Below are 19,186 nucleotides of genomic sequence, written 5' to 3' on the forward strand. Positions count from 1 at the left end.
CAATCGTTCCGATGTTGCAGTGCGGCTTGTTCCGCTCAAACTTCTCTTTGGCCATGGGCGTTAGCTACCTTCAGTTGTCTCGTCTCATTTATCCCGGCCTGTCTGCCTCAGCCTTGCTGGCGGCGACACGGGCCATCTACTTCGGTTCGGGCTTTCGCCCTGGCAGCGGAGCAGCGAAGGTTGGAGCGGGTGAAGGGAATCGAACCCTCGTCATCAGCTTGGAAGGCTGTTGCTCTACCATTGAGCTACACCCGCCTGGGGATCCGTTCCGGTCCTGCCTGCTCTCTTCGCGCCTGCCTGCGTTGGATGGTGGAGGGGGTTGGATTCGAACCAACGTAGGCATAGCCAACGGATTTACAGTCCGTCCCCTTTAGCCACTCGGGCACCCCTCCGTGTCCGATGTCAAATCTTGTTAAATCCCAATAAGTTCGCGGATGTTGTCTCGCGTTGGCCTCTGACGGACACGCGCGGCTTTATTCCGGTTTGCCGCCCTTGTGTCAACTAAAATCCCGGCTCCCGAAAGCGTGAACACCCCCGCAGCGTGCCTCGAGCCATTTCTGCGGCAAGGCATACTGTTCGGGGGCGTTTGCAAGAGCCCGGATGGCGCAATATAAGCGCCCGCATGAGCAGGCGCAAGCAACCGAAACAGTTCCAGAACAAAAGCTCCTCCACGGCCGCGCCGGGAGAGGGAAATTTTCGCCATAAACAGGGAGGGCGTGGACCGCGCGGCGGCAGCCAGCCCGGCAATGACGCCTATCTATATGGTTTTCATGCGGTTTTGGCTGCGCTCGCCAACCCTCACCGCCTTGCCGAACGCCTGATCCTGACCCGCAACGCCGAAGCCGACCTCGCTCGCCAGGGAGTGGATCTCGGCGGTCTCCGGCCCGAGATCAGGGAGATGGACGACATCGCCGCCCTCCTTCCCCCGGGCGCGGTCCATCAGGGAATCGCACTCCGAACCTCCCCCCTGCCCGACCTCGATGTCACGGAGGCCTGCGAGGGCACCGACCGGGTGATCGTGCTCGATCAGGTCACCGACCCGCATAATTTCGGAGCGATTCTCCGCTCGGCTGCCGTTTTCGGAGCAGGAGCCCTCGTCACCACCGACCGGAACAGCCCCCCGCTCGGCGGCGTCCTCGCCAAGGCGGCCTCGGGCGGGCTCGAACGGGTGCGCATCGCCAAGGTGACGAATCTCGTCAGGGCCATCGAGGAACTGAAAAATCTGGGCTTCGAGGTGATCGGCCTCGATGGCGATGGCGAGATGTCGCTCCCGGAGATGAAGCTCTCGCCCCGCGTGGCGCTCGTCCTCGGCGCCGAGGGCGCGGGGCTCCGCCGCCTCACCCGCGAGCACTGCGATCTGCTGGCCCGCCTGCCCGCCGCCGGCGAGATGAAGAGCCTCAACGTCTCGAACGCGGCCGCTGTCGCCCTCTACGAACTTTTTCGGCGCGGCTGAGCGGCCGGCTGCGTGCCCGCTTGCCGCCATTGCGCTGCACCACTATGTTGCGCGCGGCGGTCGCCCTTGTAGCTCAGTTGGTAGAGCACCTGATTTGTAATCAGGGGGTCGCGGGTTCGAATCCTGCCGGGGGCACCATTTGCCAGCGAAGATGGACGCGGCGTATCGAACGGCCGGTTTCATTCGGGGGGGATCGCAGGCCATGACCACAGCGGACGCACATCGCGGCAAGACCACCCTGCTCGGCCGCATGGGCCATTTCCTGATCATCACAGCTTATCTATGGCTGCTTCTCGCCGTTTACACGCTGCACAACGCCGTCGTCCTGCCCGACTGGGGCCTTGCCGCCCATTTGGGCGCGGCAACACTGAAGGCGCTCGTCCTCGCCAAGTTCGTGCTCATCGGCGAGCACCTTAAGCTCGGATCGCGCGCCGAGCATTTGCCGTTGATCTGGGTCGTGATGATCAAGTCCGCGCTATTCGCGGTTCTGCTCGTTGGCTTCAATCTGCTTGAAGAGCTTCTGGTCGAGATGATCGGGTCTCATCACGACGGCGCGGGCGGCGATGTCCTGCCTCTCTCCAGTGCCGCGACAATCTTCTCACTCGCCATCATGGCTTTCGTTTCGCTGATCCCTTTCTTCGGCATAAGCGAATTGACGCGAATTATCGGCGAGGAGCGGATGCGCGAACTTTTCTTTCGCAGGCCAAAGACGGTAGAGCCCGGCCAAGCCCGCTAGGCCTGACCGGGAAGTCGCCAATTATTCCTCCGGGCAGGGATAATTCGCCGCGAGCGTACGCGCGCCCATCTCGAAGGCGGGACGGTCGTAAAGCTCGGGGTGCTCGGGTGCGAAATCGGTCACCTGCTTCGCGAATGTCTCGAAGGAAAGCGTATCCGGTAGCCGGAAGCAGACTTCCTCGTCCATGTTCGGCCCAAGGCGCCGTGCAACCATCGGCGCGCCCTTGTCGACCGACGCATAAACGCCCGCGACCAATCCGGCGAGGAACTGATTGCAGGAGGCCTTCGCAATCCGGTCGTCGGCGGAGCTGTTGGCGTCGAGCGCAACGGTGCAGGCCGAAACCAACTCGGCACCGGTCGTAACCCTCGGCATCTGCGCCATGGCGGCGCCTGCGGAAAAGGCAGCCGCAATCAGCACGGCAGCAGCAAGACGGGTGTTCCTCATGTCGGATTCCTCCTCTTCTTGTTGACCTCTATATTCTCCGCAATCCTCGCACGGATCATGGCTCCCCCAAAACAGTCAGTCCTGCCGCGCGTCCTTTCGGCGCAGGCCGAGGTCACACGCCCGCCACTATGCGGCGCCGCGCCCATCGGGTAAGAAATCGGGTCCGTCCCGCCTGGAGCGCTCACATGTCCATGCCGTCCGACATCCGGCAACGCGCCGAAGCCCTCACGGCTTCGGAACGGGAGCGCTTTTCCGCGCTCCATCCCCGTTCGCGGCAGATGGCGGCGGAAGCCGGAGAACATTTCCCCGGCGGGGTACCGCTCCACTGGATGCTGGACTGGGAAACCCCCTTCCCCCTCTTCGTGCAGAGGGCCGAGGGCTCGACCGTTACAGACGTCGACGGCCACGCCTATTCGGATTTCTGCCTCGGCGACACGGGCGCCATGTTCGGTCATTCGCCGGCCCCGGTGACGAAAGCGATCGCGGAGCAGGCGGCGAACGGCCTCACCGCCATGTTGCCTTCCGCGCTCACGGCCCGCGTCGGCCAGCTCCTCTCCGACCGCTTCGGTCTTCCCTTCTGGCAGGTCACCGCGACGGCGAGCGACGCGAACCGCGCCGTCGTCCGCTGGGCGCGCGCGCTCACGGGCCGCCGGAAGGTACTCGTATTCGACGGCTGCTATCACGGTCAGGTCGAAGACGCCTTCGTGAAGCTCGACGGTTCGACGACGAAGATGAAACCGAGCCTTCTCGGTCAGGTCGTGGACATCGCAGAGAACAGCATTGCCGTCCCCTTCAACGATCTCGATGCCGTCGAAGCCGTTCTCGCGAAGGAGGACGTCGCACTCGTCCTCACCGAACCGGCCCTCACCAACACAGCGATGGTGCTGCCGAAGGAGGGTTACATCGAAGGCCTCCTCGCCGCCGCGCGCCGCCATGGCACGCTGGTCTGCATCGACGAAACTCACACCATCTCGACGGGTCCGGGCGGCTTCACCCGCGCGCATGGGCTCGAGCCGGATTTCTTCGTCCTCGGGAAACCCATCGCGGGCGGCCTTCCTGCCGCCGTTTTCGGTTTCACCGAAAAGGTTGAGGCGGATATGCGCCGCGTCCTCGAAACGAAGGAGCCCGGCTACTCCGGCATCGGCACGACCCTTTCGGGCAACATGCTGGCGCTCGCCGCCATGCGCGCCTGCCTTGAAGAAGTCATGACGCCTGGGAACTACGCGCGCATGACCGCTCTCGCGGAAAAGCTCGCAAGCGGCCTCCGCGGCGAAGTCTCGCGCCACGGCCTTCCCTGGACGGTGACGCAGATCGGCGCGCGCGCCGAACTCGTCTTCTCGTCCCGCCCGCTCGAAAACGGCGCCGAGGCGGCAGCCGCCATCGACCACACCGTCGAGCGCGCCATCCATCTCTTTCTACTGAACCGGAATGTGCTGGTAACGCCGTTCCACAACATGACCCTCGTCGCGCCAACGACAACGCAAGCGGATGTCGAAAGACTCGTCGCCCGCTTCGGCGAAGCCTTGTCGGCGTTATGCGGCAGGGCCGAGGTCTGACGATGACGCGCGCAACGCAAAAAGAGGCGGCCGATTTTCTCGCCGCCAACCCCGAAATAGTACAGATTCAGGCCTTCCTGACCGACCCCTCCGGCGTCGCGCGCGGCAAGGTGCTGCGGCCGGAAGAAATCGCAACCGCCTATCGCGACGGCCGTCCCCTTCCCTGCTCCATCCAGTCGCTCGACATGCTGGGCGCGGACGTCCTCGAAACCGGCCTCGTCTGGGAGGAAGGCGACAGCGACCGCCCCTGCTTCCCCGTCGCGGGCACGCTGACGCACGCCCCCTGGCACGATGTGCCGACGGCGCAGGTCATTCTCGAATCCTTCGAGCGCGACGGTTCGCCGACGCCTGCCGACCCGCGCCACGCGCTTGCCCGCACGGTGGCGTCGCTGGAAGCGATGGGCCTCAAGCCCGTCGTCGCCATCGAACTCGAATTCTATCTCGTCGACCGCGAGGCAGCCGCGAAAGGCCGCATCGTCCCGCCCGCCGCGCCGAACGGTTTCGCGCCCGCGCATCTCCAGGCCTATCTCATGCAGGACCTGGAAGACTTTTCGCCCTTCCTGAACGACGTCTTCGACGGCGCGAAAAGGATGGGCCTTCCCGCGCGAACGCTCATTTCCGAATATGCGCCGGGCCAATTCGAAATCGTGCTCGAACATCGCGCCGATGCGATGCGCGCAGCCGACGACGCGGTCCTCTACAAGCGTCTCGTGAAAGGCGTTGCCGGCAAGCATGGCTTCGTTGCCACCTTCATGGCGAAGCCCTATGCGGAAACGTCGGGCAGCGGCTTGCATATCCATGTGTCGCTGGCCGACGAAGAAAACGCCAACCTCTTTGCAGGCGAAGGGCCGCTCACCCCGCACCTCGCTCATGCGATCGGTGGCCTCGAAGCCACCATGGCCGAAAGCATGGCGGTCTTCGCGCCCAACGCGAATTCCTTCCGGCGTTTCCGCCGCAATACCTATGCCCCGATGACGCCCGCATGGGCGGTGGACAATCGCTCCGTTCCGCTGCGCGTGACATCGGGCAGGCCCGATACGCGACATCTCGAACATCGTGTCTGCGGCGCGGACGCCAATCCCTATGTCGCGCTGGCAACTGTGCTGGCGGGTATCGCCGAGGGCATTGAGAAGAAGATCGAACCGAGCGAACCCATTGTCGGCGACGGATACCGGGAGAAGCAGGAAGCAACCTTGCCTCTCAACTGGTGGAAGGCACTGGAGGTCGCCCGTGCGTCGTCATTCCTCCCCAAGAGGCTCGGCGCCGGCTTCGCGAATATCTTCCTCACCATCAAGGAAGCGGAATGCGACCGCTTTTTTGCCTGCGTGAGCGACGTCGATGTCGATTGGTATCTGAGAAACGTCTGACCTATTCCGCCGGTGTGTCCGCGTCTTCCATGTCCTTCAGGTCTTCAGGATTGCAGGGATACTTCCGTTCGAGCGCGCGCACCGCGAGTTCGAAGGCGGGCCGCTGCCTCATATCCGGATTGTCACCCGCATAGCCGACGACCTGCTGCGCAAAGTCGCGATAGCTGAGCTTGTCCGGCAATTCGAAACAGGCATTCTGATCTTCTTTCGGCCCGATGCGGCGTGCGCGGAACGGTTCGCCCATGGTCAGCGTTTCCTCCTGCGCAAGCACGAGGCCGGTCACGAATTCCTTGCAGGCAGCGCCCTTGCTGCCTTCGCCCGCACCATTGTCGAGGAGCGACTGACAGGCAAGGATCAGCGTCTCGCTGTCTTCGATATCGGCGGCGGCATGCGCACTTCCCGCCATGCCCGCCGCACCGAGCATGACACCGAGCGCCAGCTTTGCGATTTTCTTCATTTTCCGGTCCTCGCTCGTTTCGCCTGTCCCATAGATACCTATATCCGCCCGCGCAATCGTCAAGCACCGCTTCATGACAAAGAAGAAAGGCCGCCCGCAAAGGACGGCCTTTCATTCCCGGTCTGAGAAACAATCAGTCGGCGCTCTTTGTGTTCCGCATGGCGCTGCCGAGAGACTTCTGCACCCCGTCGCCCTGGTCCACGATCTGGCGGCCCAGCGCGATGACATTCGGAATTTCATCGTCCGCCAGTTCCTTCATGAACGCCTTGCGCGCCATTGCCTTCTCGACGTAAGGCGCTAGCTCCTCTGCCTTCTTCTTCTGCCGCTCGGCTTCGTGTTCCTTGAATTCGGGCATGACTTCCGACGCGAAGAGTTCAAGCGCCTCGCAAATGTGTTCGTGTTTGTTGTTGCCGCCCTGCTGAATGAAGGAGACCTGGTCGACGCCCGTCTCAGCGAAGCCGCGCAGATGCTGGCGCAGTTGATCGGGTGTGCCGATGCCGCCCGCGCCGTTCACCGGCAGCTTGTCCTTCGCCTTCTCGAATTCCGCCCAGATATCCGTGCGGCCCGGCTTGTGCTCGCCAAAAATATAGTGGTGACCGAGCGCGTAACCGAAGAAACGGAAACCGTCCATGCCGCGCTTGCGCGCTTCCTCTTCGTCCTTGTGGACGGAGAAGCTCGATACCATGCAGATATTCGGGTTCACCGCATGGCCAATCGGCACGCACTCTTCCTTGAAGATGCGATAGTAATCGTCCACCCATTGCTTCGCTTCCGCCGGATCGACGAAGGCAAACGTGAGTGCGCCAATGCCGAGCCGCGCGGCAAGCTTGATCGTCTCGCGATTGGAACAGGCGACCCAGAGCGGCGGATGCGGCCGCTGGACCGGCTTAGGCACCACATTGCGGCAAGGCATCGAGAAGAACTCGCCCTCGAACCCCGGATAAGGGTCCATCGCCATCATGTTGGCGCACTGCTCCACGGCCTCCCGCCATTGCGAGCGCTTCTGGTCGACCGGCACCTTGTAACCGCCAAGTTCGAGCAGCGCCGAGCTCTCGCCCGTGCCCCATTCGACGCGCCCCTTCGAGACGAGATCGAGCGTCGCGATGCGTTCGGCCACGCGCGCGGGATGATTGTAGTTCGGCGGCATCAGCGTGATGCCATGGCCGAGCCGGATATTCTTCGTGCGCTGCGAACAGGCAGCGAGGAAAACTTCCGGCGCGGAGGAATGCGAATATTCCTCCAGAAAGTGATGCTCCACCTCCCACGCATGGTCGATGCCGATCCTGTCGGCGAGTTCCACCTGGTCGAGCGCATCCTGGAAAAGCTTCAGCTCGTCGCCCTCGTTCCATGGGCGCGGAAGCTGGTGTTCGTAAAAAATGCCGAAGCGCATGTGTGCCTCCCGTTATGCCGGGTTTGTTGGTTGGGTTTGTCAGTCGAAAACGTTGATCGCGTCGGGCGTGCGGTATTCCAGCCCCCGAAGCGCAGGGCTCTCTGCCGCGCGTGCGAAGGCCTCCTCGATCCTGCGCGCCCGGTCCGCGAAAAGCGGCGCCATGTCGGGATGCGTGAAGATATAGAGTTCGCCCGCTTCCACCGCTTCAAGCACGCGCGCGCCGACACGGTCCGGGTCGATGCCGCCGAGCACGAGCTGCTTTGCCGCTTCCGCACGGTCGGGATCGCGTTCATCGGCGGTCGGGCCGAATTTATCCTGCCGTGCGCGCGAGCTTTCGAAGATGCGCGTCTTGACGAAGCCGGGGCAGAGCACGGACACCCCGATATTCTCCGGCGCAAGCTGACCGGCCCATCCCTCCGACATGCCCACCACTGCATATTTCGATGCCGTGTAGGGCTCCATGCCCGGAATGGAAATCATGCCGGCCATGGATGCCGTGTTGACGTAATGTCCGCCTTCGCCATGCGCGCGGATATGCGGCAGGAAAGCTTCCATGCCATAGACCACGCCCATCAGGTTCACCGCGATCGTCCAGTCCCAGTCGCCCGGCTTCACCGCATCGATAGGTCCGCCTGCGCCCACACCCGCATTGTTGCAGACAAGATGCACCTTGCCGAACGTATCGACCGTTTCCTGAGCGGCACGCTCCACGGACGCCCGCTCCGTCACATCGCAGCGCACGCCCGCCGCCCTCACCTGCCGTTCCTTCAGATCCGCCACTGCCGCGACGAGATCCTCTTCATTGATATCGGCGAGCATCACGTTCATGCCGGCCGCACCGAAAGCCCGCGCCATCGAAAGTCCGATGCCGCTTGCGCCACCCGTCACAAAGGCGGTCTTTCCTGCAAAATCCTTCATCACGCGGCCTTTGCAATATCGTCGAGAGCGTCGAATTCCGCGAAGAGCCGAGCCCCGTCCGGCGTCTTTTCAAGCCCGGCGCGGATCGCCTCCCGCGTCTGTTCCCTGGAGAAATCGGCTTGCGTCACGGCATGCCAATGCACCATGCCCTCCCAGATCGGATCGATGAGGTCCTTGCCCTTCACTGTGCCGCCATCGACGGTCTTGAAGGTGAAGCTCCGCATCTCGGAAATCGCCGTCTGCAGATAGCCGACATGGATCGCCTCGTCGGTGCGGATACGCTCCACCATCGCCGCCGCCTCTTCCGCCTGTTCGCGCCGGTCGGTGAAGACGTCCTTGTCGCGCATGATCGTGCAGCAGAAAGAAAAGAAGCTCTCCGCCCGAACCTCGATCATCAGCACATTCATGAGCAGCAGGATGAGCTGCTCGAAGCCCGCCGGGAGTTGCGGCATCAACCGTCCCGTATCGGGCCTGCCGATGCTTTCGGGCACCTCCGGCAGCGGATAGCGGTCCGCGCCGAACACAAGGTCGCGCGCCGCGAACCACATGGCGTCATGCGCGCCATATTCTGGTTCCGCCGGGTCGCCGCCCTCGTCCGCGCCATGCGCATAGAGCAGGCCCTTGTGCAGGTGCCCCGTGCATGTCTGCGAGATGTCGTCTTCGATGATCGTCTGGAAGTCGGGTGCCTCGAGGTCGCAAAGCGCCCGGCCCCGCGCCTCGATCACGCCAGTGATGGTGAGCGAGTTCCAGAACGGCTGCCCGTAGCCATGCGAGAGAAGAACCCTCTCTTGCGGAATATTCGGATAATTGCCCCGCTTCAGAAGCTGCACCGTCGCATCGATCAGCGGCCAGCCCTGCGCCGTGAGCTGCGCCTGCCATGCCGCCACCGCCGGCCAGCGATGAAGCACGCGCGGCGATACATAAGTACCGTCGGCCATAAAGCCGCCATGCAGCTTGTATCCCGCCCGTTCATGCGGCCGCGCGTAAGCATGCGAGGCCATGAGCTCGTCTCGCGTATAGGAGACCCTTGCCATCTTCCCGTTCCTCCCGAAGGCCTGTTCCGGCCTCTTTTGTTGGTCTTATTTTTTCAGGGCACGCACGAAAATGCGTGTCATGCCGTCGATCATGCGAACGCGGTCGAGCTTGCGGCGGAAGCCATAGGCACCGCCCTGCTTGATCGCACCGACAATGAGATAACCGGCCAGTCTCGCGTCCAGGTCGGGCGCGGCTTCGCCCGTTTCCTTCCACTTGTCGAGCAGTTCGGCCCAGACTTCGGCCCAGCGGTCCACCGGCATCCTGCGGCCGGTATCGCCTGTCGACAGCACGCTGATATCCGTGAGCGCCGCGGCAAGCACGCCGGTATTTGCGTCGGAATATTCGAAGATCGCGGTGAGGAGTTCGTGAATGCCCTCCTCCAGCGATCCGGCCACCGCGTGATGCGTCTCCACGAAGACGTGAAGCTCGTCCGCCGCCTCTTCCGTGAAGGCGAGGAAGCAGTCGAGCTTGTCCTCGAAATGCAGATAAAAAGTGCCGTGGCCGACGCCCGCTTCCCTGGAAATGTCCTGTGGCCGCGTCTCGTGATAGCCGCGCTCCACGAAGAGCTTGCGCGCTGCGGCCATGAGCTTGCGGCGGCTCTCGCGCTTGCGCCGGGCCGCGCCGCTCAACGGAATGGCGCCCGCGTCCTCGCCCTCGACGGCAAGCATGGCGGCGTCATCTCCCTCATATTCCAGAACGGCCGCTTGAGCGGTCTTTCGGGTTCTGGAGCCCGTTTCCTCCGTGGTCATGCCGCAAGGTTCAGGTCAAAATGACAAAATCTCAACAAATCCGGATGAAATTTGCGGGTATTTTTGAAATCTCGCCTCACGCACCCGCATCTTCACGGGCGGCTTCATTCCGCCGCTTGCCGTCCCTTTTGCAGGATGGTCCAGAGCTTCACCGGCGTCACCGGCATGTCGATCTCCTCGACGCCGTAAGGCGCAAGCGCGTCGATCATGGCGTTGATGAAGGCCGCCGGGGCACCAACGGTCCCCGCCTCGCCCGCGCCCTTCACGCCGAGCGCATTCGAGCGCGCCGGAATTTCATTGTAGCTCACATTGAAGTCCGGGAAGTCGGCCGCGCGCGGCATCCAGTAATCCATGAAGGAGCCGGTGACGAGCTGTCCGTTCGCATCGTAGACGGCATGTTCGCCCATCGCCTGACCGAGCCCCTGCACGATGCCGCCATGCACCTGCCCCGCCACGAGCATCGGATTGAGGATATGTCCGAAATCGTCCACCGCCGTGAAGCGCGTGATGCGGTAGACGCCCGTATCCGCGTCGATCTCGATCTCGCAGATATGCGCCCCGTTCGGGAACGTGTTGCCCTTCTGCGAATATTCACCGTCGCCCGCGAGTTCGCCGAGATCGGCCTGCCCTTCCGCCAGCCGTGCCACCGCGAACAGGTCGATCGTCCTGTCGGTACCTGCAACCGCGAACACGGGCTCGCCGTCCGCGCCGCGATACTCGATGTCGGCCTTCGCCGCTTCGAGTTCGTTCGCCGCGATTTCGCGGCCCTTGTCGATCAGCTTGTCGCCCGCATCTGAAATCGCGCCCGACACCATATAGACGGCCTTCGATCCGCCCGTGCCCGCGCCGCCCGGCAACACGTCCGAGTCGCCGAGATGCACCTTGATCTTTTCCGCATCGAGCCCCAGCCGCGACGAGATGAGCTGCGTCCACGCCGTCTCATGGCCCTGCCCGTTCGTCTGCTGTCCGGTCCAGACATGCACGATGCCGTCCTTTCCATCGACCGCGATGCGCGCATAATCCGTCATGCCCGCCGCCGTGCGCTCCACATAATAGCTGTAGCCGAGCCCGAGCAGCTTGCCTTGGGTTGCCACTTCCGCGCGCCGCGACGCGAAGCCCGCCACGTCCGCCTTCTTCATCGCATCGTCGAGATTGCGTTCGAAATCGCCAGAGTCGAAGGGAAGCGACGGCGCCGCGTTGAGCGGCATCGCGCTCGCGGGCACGAAGTTGCGACGGCGGATTTCGTCCGGCGAGAGGTTCATCTCGTGCGCCGCCTTCTCCATCAGCCGCTCGATGACATAGGAAGCTTCGGGCCGTCCCGCGCCGCGATAGGCGTCCACAGGCACGGTATTCGTGTAGACCGCGCGCACACGATTGTGCATCGCCGGCACCATGTAGACGCCGACATGCATCCCGCGCGGTGCAAGCGAGGGAATGAAGGGCCCGAACTGGCTCTGATAGGCACCGAGATTGGCGATGGTCGACACCTGCACGGCGAGTATCTTGCCGTCCTTGTCCAGCGCCACCGCCGCTTCCGTCACATGATCGCGGCCCTGTGTATCGCTCAGGAAGCTCTCCGAGCGGTCCGCCGTCCACTTCACCGGCCGCCCAACCATCTTCGACGCGAACAGCACCAGCGGATATTCGGGATAGACGAAGGTCTTCATGCCGAAGCCACCACCCACGTCTTCCGTCACCACGCGCAGCTTCTCGACTGGAATCTTGAGCGAGTACTGGGCGATGTAGTTGCGCATCGAATGCACGCCCTGGCTGCCTGTATAGAGCGTGTAGTGGTCGCGATCTGCCTCGTAATTCCCGAGCGCCGCGCGCGGTTCCATCGCGTTCACGACGATGCGGTTGTTGACGAGCTTGAGCTTCGTCACGTGATGCGCCGCCTTCATCGCTGCTTCGGTCTTCTCCGCGTCGCCGATGTCCCAGTCGTAAGCGAGGTTCGAGCCGCTCTCCTCCCAGATCACGGGCGCGCCGTCGGCAATCGCCCCCGCCGTATCGGCGACGGCGGGCAGGTCTTCGTAATCCACCGTCACGAGATCGGCTGCGTCCCGCGCCTGCGCCGGTGTCTCGGCCACGACCATCGCCACGAGGTCGCCCACATGGCGCACTCTGTCCCGCGCGATGAGGTTGCGCACCGTCTTGAAGATCGGCGTGCCGTCCTTGTTTTTCAGCATATCGGCGGCAGGCGAGTAGACAACGCCAAGCCCTGCTTCCTCCGCATCGCGCCCCGTATAGATCGCGATGACGCCCGGCGCCCCCTTCGCATCTTCCGCGTCGATACCGGCGATCCGCGCATGGGCGTGCGGACTGCGCACCATCACCGCATAGGCCTGGCCCGGCAGCGAAATATCGTCCGTATAGCGTCCCTGCCCCGAAACGAGCCGCACATCCTCGACGCGCCGCGCCGGCTGCCCCACACCGAACTTCACCATGGACGGACCTCTTTCAATACGTGAGGGATGCACGGCCAGACGAAAGCCCGCATCCGGATTGGAATGGCGTTGGAGCGCACGAGGCTCCGGCCTGCACGATCAGTCGCGGAAGGACGGATCGATCCGGTCGAGCGTGCGCAGAAGCGCCGGCCAGGCGAGATTGCCGATGCCGTGCTTCTTGTGGAACATGCCCTGCTCTGCGGCTTTCTCCGGCACGCCCTGGTTCGGCATGGTGAGCTTCACGCCGCCCGAAAGCGCACGCACCTGCATCGTGCAGGCCCGCTCCAGGAAGTAGAGGCGCAGGAAGGCGTCCGCGCAGGTCGCGCCCGCCGTCAGCAGCCCGTGATTGCGCAGGATCATGCAATGCTTGTTGCCGAGGTCGCGCACCAGCCGCTCGCGCTCGTCATGCTCGAGCGCAATGCCCTCATAATCGTGATAGGCGAGGTCTTCGAGCACGATCATCGCCGTCTGCGACAGCGGCAGCAGCCCGTCCGCCTGCGCCGACACGGCCACGCCGTCATCCGAATGCGTATGGATCACCGCATTCGCCTCCGGCACCGACATATGCACCGCGCTGTGGATCGTGAAGCCCGCCGGGTTCACCGCATAATCCGTCGGCATGACGATATTGCCGTCGAGATCGATCTTCACCAGGCTCGATGCCGTGATCTCGTCGAAGCTCATGCCATAGGGATTGATCAGAAAGTGATGCTCCGGTCCCGGCACGCGCGCCGAGATATGCGTATAGATAAGGTCGCTCCAGCCATAATGCGCCACAAGCCGGTAGGTTGCCGCGAGGTCCACGCGCACCTGCCATTCGGCTTCCGAAACCTGATCGCGCACTGAAACGCCGCTGAAACCCTCCGCTACCGACATGGGGGATCGCCTTCCTCTGAACTCATGAAAACCGGATTCGTCGTTCCGGTCAGTCTGCCACGTCCCACCCCTCGGCTGCAAACGCGCCTATTCCGCCGCTTTCGCCTGTGAAACGGGTTCGAGAACCTTGCCGGGATTGAGAATGTTCTTCGAATCGAGCGTCCGCTTGAGGAGATGCATCAGCGCCACCTCCTCCGCGCTCCGCGACCAGTCGAGATAGGGCCGTTTTTCGAGCCCGATCCCGTGCTCCGCCGAGACGGAGCCGTTCCGCTTGCGCAATTCGCCATAGACGATGGCCTCCACGCCGCGCCGCGTCTCCTTGTTCGCATCGGGAAAACGCCCGGGGATCACATGCAGGTTCCCGTCGCCCAGATGCCCGAACACCATCAGCGAACTGTCCGGCCATTTCGCCGCGAGCCCCTGTTTCACCTCGGCGATATAGCTTTCCATATCCGCGATCTTGAGGCTCACATCGAAGGTGAACATCGGATAGGTGTGCACCACCTGCCCCACATCGTCCCTGAGCGCCCACATCGCGTCTCGCTCCGCCTGGCTCTTCGCGATCACCGCGTCCGATATCTCGCCCGCTTCCAGCGCTTCCATCATCGCCGCCTCGAAGCGCGCGCTGTCGGCCTCCTGGTCGCCGCCCATGGATTCGACCAGCACAGAATAGGGATGGCCATGCGCGATCACGGGCCTGCCCTTCGCGGGCTCCATCGTCACCAGCTTGTAGAAGTCCTCCCACATCACCTCGAAGGCCGAGAGCGTGCCGCCAAGCGCGCGCTCCATGTGCCGCAGGAATTTCGGCAACTGCTCGAAGCTTTCCACCGCCACGAAGCCCGTATCCTGCGACTTTGGCTTCGGCCAGACGCGAAGCACCGCCCGTGTCACGACGCCAAGCGTGCCCTCCGAGCCGATGAACATATGCTTCAGGTCGTAACCCGCATTGTTCTTGATGAGCTTGTTCATGGAGGTCATCACCGTGCCGTCCGCCAGCACCGCCTCGAGCCCCAGCACCATGTCGCGCGTCATCCCGTAGCGGATCACGCGGTTGCCGCCCGCATTGGTCGAGATATTGCCGCCGATGGTCGCCGAGCCGCGCGCGCCGAGATCGAGCGGGAAGATGAGACCCTTGGCGTCCGCCGCCTCGCACACCGTCTGCAGCACGCAGCCCGCCTGCACGCTGATCGTGCCGCCCAGCGTGTCGATCTCCTCGATCTTGTTCATGCGTTCGAGCGACAGCGCGATATGCCCGTCCGCCTCGCCGCCTTCAACAAGCCCCGTCTTGCCGCCCCATGGCACCACGCCCTCGCCTGCCGCATGGCAGAGCTTCAGCGCCTTCGAGACCTCTTCCGTGCTCGCGGGCCGCAGCACCGCGGCTGGCACGCCGAGCTTGCTCCACGCCCCTTGCGCTTTCTCCTCGGCATCCTTGCCGGTCAGCACCCCTGCGTCGCCCAGCGCGGCCTTCAACTTCTGAATGAGATCGTCCGACGCCATGTCATCCTCCCGGGATCGTTCTTGGACGCCACTATAGCGGGTTGGAACAGGAATTTCTCTCTTCAGCCCCAAAACCCAGTTCCGTCATGGCCCGGCTTGTCCGGGCCATCCACGTCTTCCTTTTGCATCGGCTTTCGCAAAGGCATGGATGACCCGCATAAAGCGGGTCATGACGGAGAAGGAACAGTGAAACACTCATCACCCGATCACCCTTCGCACATATCCCTGCCATCGCTGATACCGCTCCGCCCGCTCGCTCTCCGCCATCTCCGGCGCAAACGCCCGCTCGCAGCGCCAGTGCTTCGCCACCTCGCCCATGTCCCCATAAAAGCCCGTCTGCATGCCGGCAAGATAGGCCGCACCCAGCGCCGTCGTCTCTGTGACTTCCGGCCGCTCCACCGGCCGCGCCAGAATGTCGGCGAGGTTCTGCGCGAACCATGTATTCGCCACCATGCCCCCATCGACGCGCAGCGCCTGCGGGCTCGTCAGCCCCGCCGCCTTCATGTCGGCGCCCATCGCATCCATCAGGTCGCGCGTCTGGTAGGACACGCTTTCGAGCGCCGCCCGCACGATCTCGCGTCCGCCCGTGTCGCGCGTCATGCCGAACAGCGCGGCGCGCGCATCGGGTTCCCAGTAAGGCGCGCCAAGCCCCGTGAAGGCCGGCACCAGCACCGCGCCCGATGCCGGGTTCGCATCCCGCGCCATCGCCTCGCTCTCGGCGGAACTGTCGATCAGCTTCATCTCGTCGCGCAGCCACTGCACGATCGCGCCCGCCATGAAGATCGAGCCTTCAAGCGCATAGGTTGTTTCCCCGCCGATCCGGTAGGCGATGGTGCCGAGCAGCCGGTTGCGGCTTTCGACGCGCTGCTTGCCCGTATTCAGCACCGCGAAGCAGCCCGTGCCATAGGTCGATTTCATCAGCCCCGGCTCGAAACAGGCCTGCCCGACGGTTGCCGCCTGCTGATCGCCAGCAACCCCCGCCACGGGGATCGCCGCGCCGAGCAATTCCTTCTCCGCCATGCCGAAATCCGCGCAGCAGTCGAGCACCTCCGGCAACACACCGCGCGGAATGCCGAAGAGCTTGAGCAGCTCGTCGTCCCACTCGTTCGCCTCGATGTTGAAGAGCAGCGTCCGCGAGGCGTTCGTCGCGTCGGTGACGTGCCGCTTGCCGCCGGTGAGCTTGTAGATGAGCCAGCTATCGATCGTGCCGAAGCAGAGTTCGCCTTTCTCCGCCTTTGCCCGCGCGCCTTCCACATTGTCGAGCAGCCAGCGCAGTTTCGTGCCGGAAAAATAAGGATCGAGCAGCAGCCCCGTCTTCGCCTGGACGGTGGCCTCCTTCCCCTCCTCCTTCAGTTTCGCGCAGAAGGCGGCGGTGCGCCGGTCCTGCCAGACGATGGCGTTGTGCACGGGCTTGCCCGTCGCCCGGTCCCAGAGCACGGTCGTCTCGCGCTGGTTGGTGATGCCGATGGCTGCGACATTCTCCGCCGTCGTGCCGGAGGTCAGCACACCCCGGCAGACCTCCAGCGTCGCCGCCCATATCTCCTCCGCGTCATGCTCCACCCAGCCGTCGCGCGGGAAAATCTGGCGCAACTCCTTCTGCCGCACCCGCATGGGCGAGCCCGACCGGTCGAACAGCAGCGCCCTCGTGCTCGTCGTTCCCTGATCGATGGAAAGAATGTAGTCCGCCATTGGCCTCCCCCGTATTTCGTCGCGCCGAGGCTACCCGGCCCGCACGCCCCGCAAAAGCCCTCACGAAAACCTTATCGCCGGAGGGGGCGAAATCCGGATGACCAGTTGCTATATTCCGGTCATGGACATGGAACAGCCCCTTCCCGAGGCCCCCACAGCGCCGCAAATGCCGGAAAAACAGATGATCGACCCGCATGGCCGGGCCGTGACCTATCTGCGCGTCTCGGTGACGGACCGTTGCGACTTCCGCTGTGTCTATTGCATGTCCGAGCACATGAACTTCCTGCCGAAGCCCGACCTGCTGACGCTCGAAGAGCTCGACCGTGTCTGCTCCGCCTTCGTCGCAAAAGGCGTCCGCAAGCTCCGCCTCACCGGCGGCGAGCCCCTTGTCCGCCGCGATGTGATGACGCTCATCCGCACCCTCGGCCGCCACCTCGAAACCGGCGCGCTCGACGAACTGACGCTGACCACCAATGGCAGCCAGCTCGCCCGCCATGCCGGCGACCTCTATGCCGCCGGCGTCCGCCGTATCAACGTCTCGCTGGACACGCTGGACGAACCCCTCTTCCAGCAGATCACGCGCTGGGGCCGTCTCCCGCAGGTGCTGGATGGCATCGCCGCCGCGACGCGCGCCGGGCTCAAGGTCAAGATCAACACCGTCGCGCTCAAGGGCGTCAACGAAGCCGAAATCCCCGCGCTGGTCGAATGGGCGCATGGGCAAGGTCACGACCTCACGCTGATCGAAACCATGCCCATGGGCGACATCGACGGCGACCGCACGGATCAATATCTGCCCCTCTCGCAGGTGCGCCACTCGCTCGCGCAGCGCTGGACGCTGGACGACCTCGCCGAACGCACCGGCGGCCCCGCGCGCTATGTCCGCGTCGCCGAAACCGGCGGCAAGCTCGGCTTCATCACGCCGCTCACGCATAATTTCTGCGAAAGCTGCAACCGCGTCCGCCTCACCTGCACGGGCACGCTTTATATGTGCCTCGGCCAGGACGACGCGGCGGACCTCCGCGCACCGCTGCGCGCGAGCCAGGACGACGGCCTGCTCCACACCGCCATCGACGAAGCGATCACCCGCAAGCCCAGGGGCCACGACTTCATCATCGACCGCGACCACAACCGCCCCGCCGTCGCGCGGCACATGTCGCTCACCGGCGGCTAACCCGGCCCATCCCGCCTTCGGAATAGTCCCAATCCCCGGCTTGCGTATCTCCGCCCATGTGCTTACCTCCTTGTGCCTGCGGATAATTTACCGATTCACTCGGAGAAATGTCCGGCCGCCCTTGAGGGGAAGACGATGAAATTCGAGAAGATCGCCTTCGTGGCGACGGACGTGCCCGAAGCGAGGGCCGCGCAAAAAGCACTGAGCGAGCGCTATGGCGATACCGCCCCGGAGCAGGCGGACGTCATCGTCGCGCTTGGCGGCGACGGTCTCATGCTCCAGACCCTCCATCGATACATGAACCGCCGCATCCCCATCTACGGCATGAACCGGGGCTCGGTCGGCTTCCTCATGAACGAATATCGCGACGACAGCCTGCGGGAACGTCTCACCGCCGCCGAATGCGCCACCATCCATCCCTTGCGCATGCGCGCGACGCTTGCCGACGGCAGCAAGGCGGAGGCTTTGGCGATCAACGAGGTCTCGCTGCTGCGCGAAACCTATCAGGCCGCGAAGATCCGCATCTCCATCGACGGCAAGACGCGCATGGAAGAGCTGATTTGCGACGGTGTGCTGGTCGCGACACCCGCCGGCTCCACCGCCTACAATCTTTCGGCGCAGGGCCCGATCGTCCCCATCGACGCGGCCCTCCTCGCGCTCACGCCGATCAGCGCCTTCCGCCCCCGCCGCTGGCGCGGCGCGCTCCTCTCGCATCGGGCGAAGGTCCGCTTCGAAATTCTCGAAGCCGGCAAGCGCCCCGTCAGCGCCGTCGCCGACCACACCGAGTTCCGCCATGTCCGCGACGTCGAGGTGGAGGAAGACGCAAGCATCGACATGCTGATGCTCTTCGACCCCGACCACGGCCTCGACGAGCGCATCATCACCGAGCAGTTCTTGTATTGAGTCCTGTCACATAGGAACTCAGACTAATGACTCAGAATTCGCTAGTCCTTGTTCTACCTGTCATTACTCTGATTGTGGGCGCACTTTTAAGTCACTTCCTTTCGCGGGCTTCTGACACGAGGAGAGAACTAAGCGCACTCAAAATCCAAGCTTATGTGGATTATCTTCGCTGTGTTGCCGAGGCTGCTCATATAAAGCGAAATGACATCGTCGCAACGTCACAACTGAACGCACGGGCAGCAGAAGCTAAAAGCCGAATTGCGATTTATGGAAGTCCCGAAGTCATTGCGGCTTTGGCCGATTTCGGTCGCGCCGGTGCCCACACTGCAGACCCCGCAGCTCGCACTAAACTTTTGAAGCTCTACGAAGTTATGCGAGATGAAAGAGGCCACAGTTCGAGTCCAAAAGACATCGGCAATCTCCGAGCAATACTATTCGGGGACCAAACCTGACCTGCGCCCCAAGTTTCATCCAGTCGGAAGTAGAGTCTCGTGACCATTT

At 63.5% G+C, this 19,186-nt stretch carries 16 protein-coding genes and 3 tRNA genes; 7 read left to right on the forward strand and 12 right to left on the reverse strand.

The genetic code is table 11. The annotated features are described in order from the left end of the window. Positions 1 to 181: 181 nt before the first annotated feature. Positions 182 to 255: transfer RNA gene (locus ACKUUH_RS15500), tRNA-Gly, on the reverse strand. Positions 256 to 307: 52 nt separating this feature from the next. Beyond that, positions 308 to 392 (reverse strand) — tRNA-Tyr (locus ACKUUH_RS15505). Between the two features lie 230 nt (positions 393 to 622). On the opposite strand from ACKUUH_RS15505, the gene rlmB reads away from it, so the two are divergent. The 3 genes from rlmB (at position 623) to ACKUUH_RS15520 (ending at position 2,189) form a co-directional block, all read left to right on the forward strand. Beyond that, positions 623 to 1,453 carry a 23S rRNA (guanosine(2251)-2'-O)-methyltransferase RlmB gene (gene rlmB / locus ACKUUH_RS15510; RefSeq protein ID WP_407950807.1) on the forward strand — a complete coding sequence of 277 codons (831 nt, stop codon included), beginning with the start codon at positions 623 to 625 and terminating at the stop codon, positions 1,451 to 1,453. A 62-nt stretch (positions 1,454 to 1,515) separates the two neighbouring features. Beyond that, a tRNA-Thr gene (locus ACKUUH_RS15515) sits at positions 1,516 to 1,591 on the forward strand. Between the two features lie 64 nt (positions 1,592 to 1,655). Then, on the forward strand, positions 1,656 to 2,189 hold the full coding sequence (locus ACKUUH_RS15520) for a hypothetical protein (protein WP_407950808.1): 534 nt from the start codon (positions 1,656 to 1,658) through the stop codon (positions 2,187 to 2,189). Positions 2,190 to 2,210: 21 nt separating this feature from the next. Here the strand turns inward: ACKUUH_RS15520 and ACKUUH_RS15525 are convergent, their stop codons facing one another. After that, positions 2,211 to 2,633 (reverse strand): Rap1a/Tai family immunity protein, encoded by a 423-nt coding sequence (locus tag ACKUUH_RS15525; RefSeq protein WP_407950809.1) that lies wholly within the window; start codon positions 2,631 to 2,633, stop codon positions 2,211 to 2,213. 185 nt (positions 2,634 to 2,818) lie between these two features. On the opposite strand from ACKUUH_RS15525, the gene ACKUUH_RS15530 reads away from it, so the two are divergent. Both ACKUUH_RS15530 and ACKUUH_RS15535 read left to right on the forward strand, forming a co-directional pair. Next, a complete protein-coding gene (locus ACKUUH_RS15530) occupies positions 2,819 to 4,189 on the forward strand; it encodes an aspartate aminotransferase family protein (RefSeq protein WP_407950810.1) in 1,371 nt (456 codons plus the stop codon). A gap of 2 nt (positions 4,190 to 4,191) precedes the next feature. Continuing rightward, positions 4,192 to 5,556 (forward strand): glutamine synthetase family protein, encoded by a 1,365-nt coding sequence (locus ACKUUH_RS15535; protein ID WP_407950811.1) that lies wholly within the window; start codon positions 4,192 to 4,194, stop codon positions 5,554 to 5,556. 1 nt (position 5,557) lies between these two features. Here ACKUUH_RS15535 and ACKUUH_RS15540 read toward each other — a convergent pair whose 3' ends face one another. From ACKUUH_RS15540 to glpK, 9 genes are all read right to left on the reverse strand, one after another. Beyond that, positions 5,558 to 6,013, reverse strand: a complete 456-nt coding sequence (locus tag ACKUUH_RS15540) for a Rap1a/Tai family immunity protein (RefSeq protein ID WP_407950812.1) — start codon at positions 6,011 to 6,013, stop codon at positions 5,558 to 5,560. 133 nt (positions 6,014 to 6,146) lie between these two features. After that, positions 6,147 to 7,403, reverse strand: coding sequence for an LLM class flavin-dependent oxidoreductase (locus ACKUUH_RS15545; protein WP_407950813.1), 1,257 nt, complete (start codon positions 7,401 to 7,403; stop codon positions 6,147 to 6,149). 39 nt (positions 7,404 to 7,442) lie between these two features. Beyond that, the gene (locus ACKUUH_RS15550; RefSeq protein ID WP_407950814.1) at positions 7,443 to 8,321 is read right to left on the reverse strand and encodes an SDR family NAD(P)-dependent oxidoreductase; all 879 of its coding nucleotides are present in this window, start codon (positions 8,319 to 8,321) and stop codon (positions 7,443 to 7,445) included. After that, positions 8,321 to 9,355, reverse strand: coding sequence for a hypothetical protein (locus ACKUUH_RS15555; RefSeq protein ID WP_407950815.1), 1,035 nt, complete (start codon positions 9,353 to 9,355; stop codon positions 8,321 to 8,323). The genes ACKUUH_RS15550 and ACKUUH_RS15555 overlap by 1 nt, the downstream gene beginning before the upstream one ends. Before the next feature lie 45 nt (positions 9,356 to 9,400). Further along, positions 9,401 to 10,105 (reverse strand): TetR/AcrR family transcriptional regulator, encoded by a 705-nt coding sequence (locus tag ACKUUH_RS15560; RefSeq protein WP_407950816.1) that lies wholly within the window; start codon positions 10,103 to 10,105, stop codon positions 9,401 to 9,403. Between the two features lie 104 nt (positions 10,106 to 10,209). Then, complete coding sequence (locus ACKUUH_RS15565) at positions 10,210 to 12,549, reverse strand: xanthine dehydrogenase family protein molybdopterin-binding subunit (protein ID WP_407950817.1); 2,340 nt, start codon at positions 12,547 to 12,549, stop codon at positions 10,210 to 10,212. 99 nt (positions 12,550 to 12,648) lie between these two features. Next, entirely contained in the window at positions 12,649 to 13,425 is a 777-nt protein-coding gene (locus ACKUUH_RS15570) for a class II aldolase/adducin family protein (RefSeq protein ID WP_407950818.1), read from the reverse strand. A gap of 87 nt (positions 13,426 to 13,512) precedes the next feature. Further along, positions 13,513 to 14,922: an FAD-binding oxidoreductase gene (locus ACKUUH_RS15575; RefSeq protein ID WP_407950819.1), complete on the reverse strand. Its 1,410-nt coding sequence runs from the start codon at positions 14,920 to 14,922 to the stop codon at positions 13,513 to 13,515. A gap of 198 nt (positions 14,923 to 15,120) precedes the next feature. Then, a complete protein-coding gene (gene glpK, locus ACKUUH_RS15580; protein ID WP_407950820.1) occupies positions 15,121 to 16,611 on the reverse strand; it encodes a glycerol kinase GlpK in 1,491 nt (496 codons plus the stop codon). A gap of 121 nt (positions 16,612 to 16,732) precedes the next feature. On the opposite strand from glpK, the gene moaA reads away from it, so the two are divergent. Further along, positions 16,733 to 17,782, forward strand: coding sequence for a GTP 3',8-cyclase MoaA (moaA, locus tag ACKUUH_RS15585; protein WP_407950821.1), 1,050 nt, complete (start codon positions 16,733 to 16,735; stop codon positions 17,780 to 17,782). A gap of 93 nt (positions 17,783 to 17,875) precedes the next feature. After that, entirely contained in the window at positions 17,876 to 18,685 is an 810-nt protein-coding gene (locus ACKUUH_RS15590) for an NAD kinase (RefSeq protein ID WP_407950822.1), read from the forward strand. Positions 18,686 to 19,186: the final 501 nt, after the last annotated feature.

It is taken from the genome of Parvibaculum sp., from assembly GCF_045863935.1.
Taxonomy (GTDB): Bacteria; Pseudomonadota; Alphaproteobacteria; order Parvibaculales; family Parvibaculaceae; genus Parvibaculum.

Bases quoted from the DNA above. Each gene is read 5' to 3' on its own strand.
- rlmB (WP_407950807.1), top strand. From the start codon at position 623: ATGAGCAGGCGCAAGCAACCGAAACAGTTCCAGAACAAAAGCTCCTCC.
- ACKUUH_RS15520 (WP_407950808.1), top strand. From the start codon at position 1,656: ATGACCACAGCGGACGCACATCGCGGCAAGACCACCCTGCTCGGCCGC.
- ACKUUH_RS15525 (WP_407950809.1), bottom strand. From the start codon at position 2,633: ATGAGGAACACCCGTCTTGCTGCTGCCGTGCTGATTGCGGCTGCCTTT.
- ACKUUH_RS15530 (WP_407950810.1), top strand. From the start codon at position 2,819: ATGTCCATGCCGTCCGACATCCGGCAACGCGCCGAAGCCCTCACGGCT.
- ACKUUH_RS15535 (WP_407950811.1), top strand. From the start codon at position 4,192: ATGACGCGCGCAACGCAAAAAGAGGCGGCCGATTTTCTCGCCGCCAAC.
- ACKUUH_RS15540 (WP_407950812.1), bottom strand. From the start codon at position 6,013: ATGAAGAAAATCGCAAAGCTGGCGCTCGGTGTCATGCTCGGTGCGGCG.
- ACKUUH_RS15545 (WP_407950813.1), bottom strand. From the start codon at position 7,403: ATGCGCTTCGGCATTTTTTACGAACACCAGCTTCCGCGCCCATGGAAC.
- ACKUUH_RS15550 (WP_407950814.1), bottom strand. From the start codon at position 8,321: ATGAAGGATTTTGCAGGAAAGACCGCCTTTGTGACGGGTGGCGCAAGC.
- ACKUUH_RS15555 (WP_407950815.1), bottom strand. From the start codon at position 9,355: ATGGCAAGGGTCTCCTATACGCGAGACGAGCTCATGGCCTCGCATGCT.
- ACKUUH_RS15560 (WP_407950816.1), bottom strand. From the start codon at position 10,105: ATGACCACGGAGGAAACGGGCTCCAGAACCCGAAAGACCGCTCAAGCG.
- ACKUUH_RS15565 (WP_407950817.1), bottom strand. From the start codon at position 12,549: ATGGTGAAGTTCGGTGTGGGGCAGCCGGCGCGGCGCGTCGAGGATGTG.
- ACKUUH_RS15570 (WP_407950818.1), bottom strand. From the start codon at position 13,425: ATGTCGGTAGCGGAGGGTTTCAGCGGCGTTTCAGTGCGCGATCAGGTT.
- ACKUUH_RS15575 (WP_407950819.1), bottom strand. From the start codon at position 14,922: ATGGCGTCGGACGATCTCATTCAGAAGTTGAAGGCCGCGCTGGGCGAC.
- glpK (WP_407950820.1), bottom strand. From the start codon at position 16,611: ATGGCGGACTACATTCTTTCCATCGATCAGGGAACGACGAGCACGAGG.
- moaA (WP_407950821.1), top strand. From the start codon at position 16,733: ATGGACATGGAACAGCCCCTTCCCGAGGCCCCCACAGCGCCGCAAATG.